This window comes from Paenibacillus sp. MAH-35 (assembly GCF_058135425.1).
The window spans coordinates 243,285-253,015 of the sequence record NZ_JBYUPU010000010.1 but is presented as its reverse complement, the minus strand read 5'-3'; the positions used below and the strand labels follow the sequence as shown (position 1 = coordinate 253,015).

8 protein-coding genes are annotated in these 9,731 nt (G+C 54.1%); 6 read left to right on the top strand and 2 right to left on the bottom strand.

Features of this window, described 5'->3' with window-relative positions:
• Positions 1–499 precede the first annotated feature (499 nt).
• Both AC3Y2E_RS13935 and AC3Y2E_RS13930 read right to left on the bottom strand, forming a co-directional pair.
• Positions 500–1,504: a hypothetical protein gene (locus AC3Y2E_RS13935; protein ID WP_379211196.1), complete on the bottom strand. Its 1,005-nt coding sequence runs from the start codon at positions 1,502–1,504 to the stop codon at positions 500–502.
• A 72-nt stretch (positions 1,505–1,576) separates the two neighbouring features.
• Positions 1,577–1,933 carry a GyrI-like domain-containing protein gene (locus AC3Y2E_RS13930; protein WP_379211194.1) on the bottom strand — a complete coding sequence of 119 codons (357 nt, stop codon included), beginning with the start codon at positions 1,931–1,933 and terminating at the stop codon, positions 1,577–1,579.
• Between the two features lie 229 nt (positions 1,934–2,162).
• On the opposite strand from AC3Y2E_RS13930, the gene AC3Y2E_RS13925 reads away from it, so the two are divergent.
• From AC3Y2E_RS13925 to AC3Y2E_RS13900, 6 genes are all read left to right on the top strand, one after another.
• Entirely contained in the window at positions 2,163–3,056 is an 894-nt protein-coding gene (locus tag AC3Y2E_RS13925) for an NUDIX hydrolase (RefSeq protein WP_379211192.1), read from the top strand.
• Positions 3,053–3,640 (top strand): riboflavin biosynthesis intermediates N-glycosidase, encoded by a 588-nt coding sequence (ybiA, locus tag AC3Y2E_RS13920; protein ID WP_379211190.1) that lies wholly within the window; start codon positions 3,053–3,055, stop codon positions 3,638–3,640. Before AC3Y2E_RS13925 ends, ybiA begins: the two co-directional genes overlap by 4 nt.
• A gap of 203 nt (positions 3,641–3,843) precedes the next feature.
• Positions 3,844–4,779, top strand: a complete 936-nt coding sequence (locus AC3Y2E_RS13915) for an ABC transporter permease (protein WP_379211188.1) — start codon at positions 3,844–3,846, stop codon at positions 4,777–4,779.
• Between the two features lie 16 nt (positions 4,780–4,795).
• Positions 4,796–5,716: a carbohydrate ABC transporter permease gene (locus AC3Y2E_RS13910; RefSeq protein WP_379211186.1), complete on the top strand. Its 921-nt coding sequence runs from the start codon at positions 4,796–4,798 to the stop codon at positions 5,714–5,716.
• A 36-nt stretch (positions 5,717–5,752) separates the two neighbouring features.
• Complete coding sequence (locus AC3Y2E_RS13905; protein ID WP_379211183.1) at positions 5,753–7,384, top strand: extracellular solute-binding protein; 1,632 nt, start codon at positions 5,753–5,755, stop codon at positions 7,382–7,384.
• 105 nt (positions 7,385–7,489) lie between these two features.
• Complete coding sequence (locus AC3Y2E_RS13900) at positions 7,490–9,724, top strand: helix-turn-helix transcriptional regulator (RefSeq protein ID WP_379211181.1); 2,235 nt, start codon at positions 7,490–7,492, stop codon at positions 9,722–9,724.
• Positions 9,725–9,731: the final 7 nt, after the last annotated feature.

The window sequence follows — 9,731 nt, the reverse complement described above, 5'->3', positions numbered from 1 at the left end:
GCAGTCTTCTTGAGCTTTACAATGAACATCACCCCCAAAGGGGATAATCTTGGAGGAGCCGGATGCGATGACCCGCACGTCCGGATCTGTGAGAGGCCCATGCAATTGTGCATGGGCCTACTCGATTTGAATGATCTAGAGTGGTTAGGCTCTGTTAAAGCGTCAAAGCGAAACGAACCGAGAAATTTTGAGCTAAGAAAAGCTCCGTTTACGCAGGGCCATTTGACGTGGAACAGGCCTCGTTTGGGAAGCTTCTCTTTTAGCGCCAGCACGTGCCGCAGGTCGTTCATTGTGTGGTTCGGCCCTGTGCCCTGCTTATAGACAGGTAGGAACCGAATAAGAGTGGTTTGAAGCCCTTATTTTGTCCGATTTCCGCTTGGACAGCGTAATAAGAGCGGTTTGGAGCTTTTTAAATTGGCAAAAAGGGTACAGACCCAATCAGTTGGCTGAAATAAGGGGTGCAAACCGCCTTTATTCGCTTCGGTTTTTCGAAAAGGACTTACCGCTTGGCCGTGATGTCCGGATTGGAGGACAAGATCCCCTCGGTCGTCTCCCAAAGTGTGGGCAGAAATTGGAGTACGGCATCGGCACGGCGGATCAGGTCGCTCTTAGAGGCGATACCGAGATCGGCAATCACGGCCTCAAAGGCTGGAAGGAGCGCGTCCTGAACGGCAGGCGGAGCGTCTGCGGCCAACATTTTGTGACAGCGCGCAAAGGTTGCAACGATCCAGAACACCGCTTCGCGATGGTAACCGGAATGAATGAGTTCCCGGCTCCCGTCAATGGCAATCGGCCGGGCCGCAGCGGTGATGTCGGTGCTGAACAAGAAGGGTGTCTTCGCAGCGGAAGCCGCGGCGTCAAAGGTACGGGCGAGTTGCTCGAGGTGATAGAGGGCGCGCTTAGCCGACAGATGTGCGCAGCCAAGCAACTGAAGAAGATCCTCGTATAGATCGTCGCGTCCATATTGCTTAAGGACTTCGCGTACAGCCAGGTAGCGGCGCCGCACCGTCGGGTTGCGCAGCGCTGCAACGAGCAGCATGTGTGTGGTCACCCCGGTCGGGAACAGCCAGGAGGTGACCCGGTCGTAGATCGGCGCACAGGTATCAATATTCCGCAGCCCGTTCTCGATCTTCTGCCGGGCGTTCTCACAGCGGCGGCGCACCCAAATCTGCTCGGCATAATGGCGGGACACGCTAGTTTGAAGAATGCCCAGGTGCCCGGTGGGGTCAGCGATGATCGTATCCACGCGGAAGCTGCCCGCCAGATGATAAGACGTCAGAACTTCTTCAGCGGAGGCGAGTTGATGCCAAGAGACGTACGTAACTTCGAGCAAAACGCCGCGATACACGAATTTCCCGAGCTTAAGCGGGGGTTCAGGTTCTTCGGTAACCACTACAACATCGATGTCCGAGGTCGCTGACAACAAGGCGTCATCGGGCAATTCTATCGTCGATCCGCTGAAATAGGCTCCTTGGAATCCGGCCTCCTTGCTGGCGTGCTCCATGACCCACTCCGACGCTGCTGATCGCGCTAACCCTACTCTCACAGACTCCAGCCTCCCTCTCGCAACGGCCAATCACTTGGTCGGAATGTACCATTCCACTCGTCCCGCATCTTGCAGAGCCGAAGTGAATATCTCGAATCTGGGCTTGGAAAGGTCGATCTTGTACTTGGCCTGGTTTTCGCTTGTGCATACGTTAGCCCAAAAATCGCCGACATGCTGCCTTTGGAAGGCAAAGGCGACGTACTCCCCTTCCGGAAGCGTGAGAGCGGTCATCCCTTCGGGCACATGGGCGGAGTCCGAGACTTCAACTGCAACTAGCGGAACCGGAAATTTCCCCGATACGACCAGATAAGGGTGATCCTTTATTCGTGCCGGGAGTTCATTCATTCGGGCGTGGAGCCGGGCGAACAATTGCTTCTCGTCATCCATACTTTCTCCTTGAAATCCAACCAATGTAATTTTTCCCACCTTGCATGTTCGGGAATCTACAAATTCGCTGAAGGCAGCCATACAAAACCTCCTAACGCCGCTTTTCTTCCAATATAATCCTAATGGCATGTTGTTGTAAATACATGCAACTTGACAAAGCTCCCCAAGTGCTATATTTTGTTAGTAACAATTAGATATTATCAATTGGATACGATCGGGGTGGGAAGACGTGGACTTGCTGGACCGTGACGGGTTAACGGAGAAGCAGTTTTTGGAGCAGTATCGGGCTGGGGATTACGAGCGTCCGTCCGTGGCCGCCGACATGACGATCTTCACTGTTACGGATACGGACGAGGACAATTACCGGAAGCTGCCGGAGAAAGAGTTGAGAGTTCTGCTTATTCAGCGGGGAGGTCATCCCTTCCTTGGCAAATGGGCGCTGCCGGGCGGATTCGTGCGGCCTAACGAAACTACGGAGCAGGCGGCTAAGCGGGAGCTGAGCGAGGAGACCGGCGTGGATAACGTCTACCTGGAGCAGCTGTATACGTTTAGCGACCTCGGGCGCGATCCGCGGACATGGGTGATGAGCTGCTCTTATATGGCGCTGATCGATAGCAGCCAAGTCCAGGTCAAGGCGGGGGACGATGCGGATAATGCCGCATGGTTCCAAGTGTCCTATCGGCTTATGAGGGAGCAGAAGGAGCTGACCGAAGCCGGATATGTCCGAACGGTGCAGCATGAGCTGAAGCTGACTTCCCGGCACGGGGAGCTGACCGCTGTAGTGGAGCGCACCTCGACGAACATAGAGATGTCGCCGGCGAGTTCGTTTACCGTCATTTCCAACGACGGGCTGGCCTTCGATCATGCGAAGATTTTGGTCTATGCGATCGAACGGCTGCGTGGCAAGATTTCATACACGGATCTCGCGCTGCATCTGATGCCCAAGCTGTTCACCTTGACGGAGCTGCAGCAAGTCTACGAGGTAATCCTGGGCAAGGAGCTGCTGAAGGCTGCATTTCGCCGCAAAATCGCACACCTCGTCGAAGAGACGGATCATTATACGGAGAACGCCGGGCACCGCCCGTCGCGGTTGTACCGGAGAAATCGGGAGGGTTTTCAGTGATATACGATATAGAGAGCTTGCGGAACGCTTGGCAGGCGGGCCGGAAGTTCAAGTTTTTGTTTTTCTGGGGCCACACGCCGCCCGCCGACGGGAGCGTGAACCAAAGCTGTTTCAGCCAGTGGTGGATGTGTCCGTTCGTGGTGGAAGGGACGTCATATTCCTGCGCCGAGCAGTACATGATGGCGGAGAAAGCGCGCATGTTCGGGGATGAAGAGATGCTGGCCGCCATTCTGCAAGCCAAACATCCCAAAGAAATGAAAGCATACGGCCGCGCCGTAACAAATTTCGATAAGGACACTTGGGAGAACGGGCGATACGAGATCGTCAAGCGCGGCAACCTGGCCAAGTTCTCGCAACATCCGGAACTGGCCGCGTATTTGAAAGAATCGAACAAACGCATTTTGGTGGAAGCAAGCCCCCGCGACCGGATCTGGGGGATCGGGATGGGCCAATCGAACCCGGATGCGGATAACCCGATGAAGTGGCGGGGCCAAAACCTGCTCGGCTTTGTATTGACCGAGGTGCGGGACGAATTGATGAAGGCAGAAGGGCAAGAGAATGAGTCGGAAGGAAATCGGATTTGAGGGACGACACATATGCTCCGCTCGGCAGACAAGCCGGCGGAGTTTTGCATTTCTCCGGAATCCCGCATCCCGCAAGCGTTTTCAGCTCTTCACAAATATTGCGAGGCCCATCAAATTTTGTTTGTTGTCCCGGGCCAGAGGCGGACATTATGATGATGGCATGCGAACGGCCGTCGCAAATCCGACAAGCAAAGGGGAGACAAATGAACGCCAGAGATGAGCCGTTAATGCTGAAGCGCGTACGAAGGCGAGACAACGTACATTTGTATTTGATCATGCTGCCCGTTTTGCTTCATATTTTTATTTTCTCCTACATTCCGATGTACGGGATTATTATCGCGTTTCAAAATTATTATCCCGGTCGCCCGTTTTTGTCGTTTGACGGGAGCGTCGATTGGGTCGGGTTCAAACATTTTATCGATTTTTTTACCGGTCCTTATTTCACGCGACTGATGCGCAACACGTTTATTCTCAGCTTTTTTTACTTTATTTTCGGGTTTTGGGTGCCGATCCTGTTCGCTTTGCTGCTTAACGAGCTGCGGAACGGCCTGTTCAAAAAGTTCGTCCAGACGTCCAGCTACTTGCCGCACTTTATCTCGAACGTCGTCGTGGCGGGGATGGTGTTATCGTTTATCGACCCGGCGGGAATCGTGAATTCGTTCATTCAATGGTTTGGCGGAACGGCGATCGCGTTTAATACCGAACCCAAATACTTTGCCGCGATCTATACGATCTCGACGATCTGGAAATCGTTCGGCTGGAGCAGCATCCTGTACTTGGCCGCGATGTCGTCCATCGATCCGCATCTGTACGAAGCCGCCAAGCTGGACGGGGCGAACCGGTTCCAGCAGATAATCCGGATTACGCTTCCGTCGATCCGCCCGACCATCTTTATCCTGCTGATTTTCGCGATCGGGAGCTTGTTCTCCGCCAACACCGAATTTATAATGTTAATCTACAACCCGTCCTTATATGAAACGGCGGACGTGATCGGCACTTTTTTGTATCGTGATGGTTTGCTGGGCGGCAATTTCAGCTCGGGGGCGGCCATCGGTTTGTTTACAGGCATCCTGAATTTCACCCTGCTTTATTCTGCAAACGCTTTAAGTCGCAAGTATAGCGATTACGCCTTATGGTAAGGGGGCCGCAAACAAGATGATTCCTGCACTAGCGCGTTACCGGCAAACCGGAAATGCCATACGGCAAGGCTCGCGGGCGGTAGACGTGCTGTTTTATATCATGGCCTTGCTTGTTTGTCTGGCGACGTTGTACCCGTTCTACTTCGTCGTGATCATGTCGATCAGCTCTCCGTCGGAAGTGGCGGCTATGAACGTCTTTTGGTATCCGAAAGGATTTTTCCTCGGGTCCTACGAGCTGATTGTCGGCGATGCGAAAATGTGGCGCGCCTATTTCAACACGTTCGTGTATGTAGCATGCGGTACCGTATTGAACTGCCTGATGGCCGTGCTGGGCGCTTATCCGCTGACGGTGCGCAATCTGGCGGGACGGAAGTGGGTCGTCCGGTTTTTGCTTATCCCGATGTATTTTGGCGGAGGTCTGATTCCCGCCTATCTGCTGGTCAACAAGCTCGGCCTGTACAACACGATGGGGGCGATCATCATCCCCGGAGCCGTGAGCATTTGGAACATCATCCTCGTCCGGACTTATTTCCAGACGATCCCGGAATCGCTCAAGGAATCGGCGTTTGTCGACGGGGCTTCCCACCTGCAATTGCTTTTCAAAATAATGATACCGGTTTCAAAACCGATTATTGCCGTTATTGCGATCTATACGATCGTGGGCATCTGGAATAACTGGTTTGACGCCCTCGTTTATTTGCCGAACGAAAAGCTGCATCCGCTGCAAATGTATTTGTACCGTGTCGTCGTCCAGCAGACGGTAGATCTGAAGATGCTTTCGATGGAAGATGCGCAAACCGCCGCCAACAACATGCTGACGAACCTGCAGCTGAAATATTCGATTATCGTCTTTACGACGCTTCCGGTCTTATTTACTTATCCGTTCTTTCAGAAGTATTTCGTCAAGGGAGCCATGCTCGGCTCGTTGAAGGAGTAGGGTTCAAAAACGATAACAAGCGATGGAGGATTGCCCATGATTCCGACCAAAGGAAAATGGATCGCCATGACGGTAGCCGCTGCATTAACGATGATCCCGCTGGCCGCCTGCAACGACAAGGACGCCAATTCCGGCGAAGCCGGCAGCGGCGCAAACGCGAATGAACCGGTGAAGCTGCGCATGCTCGGGCCGTCCGGTTCGAATAAATATATTCGCTTCGAAGACCGGGAGAAGTATCCGGTGTGGAAAGAAGTGCAGAAGATGCTGGATGAAGCGAACCTGCAGCCGGAATACGAGCTCGTTCCGAACGAGCAGTACAACGTTGTGATCAAGACCAGGATGGCGTCCGGAAGCAAGCTGCCCGATATTGTAAACGTATCCGCGCTTGATAATACGACCCTGCTCAATTTGGCGAAGCAGGGCATCATCGTCGATCTGAATGAGCTGATCGACAAATACAGCACCGGCAATATCAAGAATATGTACACGAAGCTGTTTCCGTTTGCGAAAAAAACGACGACGTCCCCTGACGGCAAAATGTACTGGTTCAGCAACTTGCATATCAAGACGTATAAGGAAAAGGAGCTCGCGCCGGTTGCGCTGACGATGACGGTCCGCAAAGACTGGCTGGATAAGCTGAACCTGAAGGCGCCGACGACCGCGAAGGAGTATATGGACACGCTGAAGGCGTTCCGCGACCGGGATGCCAACGGCAACGGGCAGGCGGACGAGGTGCTCGTCTACGATCCGTCCACGTTCTCGGGAGCGATCGCCCAATGGTTCGGCCTTGGTACCGACATTACGGCTGTGGACGTCGAGAACAAAAAGGTCGTCTCCCCTTGGTACCAGCCGGGGATCAAAGAGTATTTCGCATACATTCAGCAGCTGGTGAAGGCGGGCATTCTGGATACGAGCCTGATCGGCGCGAAGGGCGAGCAGATCTTGCAAAAGGTGACGGAAAACAAAGTGGCTTCCTCGCACGAATACGGCATGATTATGTCAAGAGAGCAGCAGGCAAAAGGCAGCGAATATTTACCTCTTATGCCGCTTAAGGCGATGGACGGCATAACTCCGGCCGCTGTACTGGAACCGCCGCATCTCGTCTGGCAAAAATACGCGATCACAAAAGACGCGAAAAACCCGGAGGCGGCGATTAAGTTTTTCGATATGATCTACTCCGAGAAGTATGCCGATTTGTTGTATTGGGGCATTGAAGGAGAAACGTACAAAAAAGATACCGACGGCTCGAAGATGTATATCAACACCGGCTCGGACGAAGAAAAGGCCAAAGCCTTAAAAGTGAACGGGAGTCCGCTGTTCGGAGATACGGTCTTCCCTCGGGTGCAATTTGCCAATCTTGAATTCGAGCTGAAACAAATACCGTCGTACAAAGCGGACTACCAGTTGAAAATGTTGAAGTATAAGCCTTATTTCGTGAATATGAACCAAAATTATTTGGCGATCCCCGACGACAAGCAGCTCGAGGAGAAGACGAAAATATTGACCAACCTGACGACTTATTCGAGCGAGCTGGCGACAAAGCTGGCGCTTGGTCAGAAATCGCTGGACCAATGGGACACGTATATGGCGGAACTGAAAAAGCTCGGCCTCGACCGGCTGATCGAAATCGACCAGCAGTTGCATAACCGGTACAACAGTTTCAACTGATCCGGTCCGGCCTTCTGAGTATAGTCTGCGGCCAGTCCCCGTTCGGGGAACCGATTCGTCCTAAACAGCACCGACTACAACCGATCCCAAGGCAGGTGAGAAGCTATGGCCCGCAATCGGCTCGGCGGCGGCACGTTTCGCAAAACGTTTTTATCCTACACCGCGATCTTGATTATTCCGATCCTTATTTTTTGCGCGATCAATGTGTACAAAGGCTCGACGGAGGAACAACGCCGGATGCACGACAAGTACCAGGAGGACGCGAAGCGGATCGCGGACGGCGCGGACAGCAAGCTGAAGCTGCTCAAAGGGCTCGGCGAAGTATATGCCGGTGAGGCATGGGCGAAGAAGCTCATGCTGGACGCTGACGTTTACGACAATGAGATCGATCTGCTGAAAGATCTGGAGATCCGCAAAGATCTCCAGAACGCCGCTTACGGATCGGGCGTTTTGTCTTTCGCCTCCGTCGTGTATCCCGTGAAGCGGATCGTGGTCTCTCCTTGGGGATTTTACGATTCGGATTATTTTTTCACCAAGGTGGCTTCGTTCGAAGGCGATGGACGCCGCTTGTTGTGGAACGCCGCTTCGCAGTATCACATCTTCAAGCTGCTGCCCCAAACGGAGATGAAGCTGTGGGGGGAGACGAGGACGGTAGTTCCCGTGCTGCAAAGCCTGGAAGTGGTCAACGAGCCGAGGGCCGTGCTGGTGCTGTTTATCGACAGCTCGTACATGGCGTCCTTTTTCCGCGAATACATCGGGGGGACGGGGCCGACCGGCTTGTCGGTAACGGCAAACGGAACGCCGGTATTCGAATATGGCGGCGGGATCGGAAGAGCCGACCGGCGCGGAGAGTCGTTCGATACGTTTACGCTCTCGTCGCAGGTGAGCGAGTGGGAATACAAAATCACTTATCCCCGCGAGCGGATGATCGGCATCGACAATATGCTCGCTTCGCTGATGGCGGCTGTCGTCTCGATCGTCATCGGCACGATGTCGGCGTATCTACTCGCGAAGCTCAGCTACCGGCCGCTGGGCATCCTGCTCCACAAGCTGTCGAATCGGGCGGGGATCGATCCGATCCGGCAAGGAGGCGGCCTGGTATCGGAGTATAACCTGATCGAGACGTCCATCGACCGGCTGCTGAACGAGAACGAATCGCTGCAGCAAGCGGTGCAGGATTACAAAAGCGCCGCCAGGTCCAACATGCTGCTCCGGCTGCTGAAGGGATACTTCAAGGAGGAGCAGCAGGCGGACCGGCTGATGCAGATCGGGCTTCGCTATACAGAGCGGACGTACTTCTGCACGATGCTGATCGATTTCCGTCCGGTTTACGAGAGCTTCGATATGGAGACGATCCGCAAGATTGAAATCATCGCCTTCATGGCCGTAGAAAAAAGCATGAGCGCCCGCCGGATCGACTATCAGCTGTTCGAGGTCACGAATGCAGAGAAAGCGATCATCGTCTCCGCGGAGTCGCCGTTCAGCGATGAGAGCGCCATCCGCGGAATCGCGGCCGAGGTGATGGAAGACATTCGGGCGAATTGCGGCAGCAAGCCCGAGGTGCTGTGGGGGACGGTCGAGCAAGGGCTGCTCGGGATCAGCAAGTCGTACTATGTAGCCAGCGAGAAGCTGCATTACCTGCTGTTCTCCAAAGGAAATGAGAGCGGCGGTGTCAGCTCCTTGCCCGCGATCGAATATTACTATCCGACGGACTGGGAAGTGCAGCTGATCAACAATCTGAAGATTGGCAATCTGGATACGTGGATGCAAATTGTAGACGAGATCCGGGAGGAGAACGAGAGCCGGCAGCTGTCGGAAGCGTGCATCGCCAAGCTGATCTCGTCGCTGATGGAGACGATGCTCCGGGTGCTGAACGAGCTGAATATCGATGCCGAGCTGGTTGCGCGGCAGTTCGCCAGCAAGCTTAGGGAGCACAACCCCGATGCGCTGTGGGGTTACGTGTACGAGGTCGGCACCCTGATATGCGAACGGATTCGGTATTCGAACACGCCTTCGGCGATAGAGCGGGGCAACGATCTGCTGCAATACGTCAACCGGCACTATACGAGCGCCGACATGTCGCTGAAGAAGCTGGCGGAAGAGTTCCATCTGTCGGTTTCCGGCGTGTCGAAGATGTTCAAGGAAGTGACCGGCATTAATTTCTACGATTACTTGTGCCGGCTCCGAATGGAGCTTGCCAAGGAGCTGCTGCGGGAGAAAAAAAGCGAGGTCGGGCATGTCGCCCAACTCGTCGGTTACGAGAACGTCTACTCCTTCAAGCGGGCGTTCGTCCGTTACGAGGGCATCAAGCCGGATGAATACATGCTGCTTTGCTTATGAAACTCCA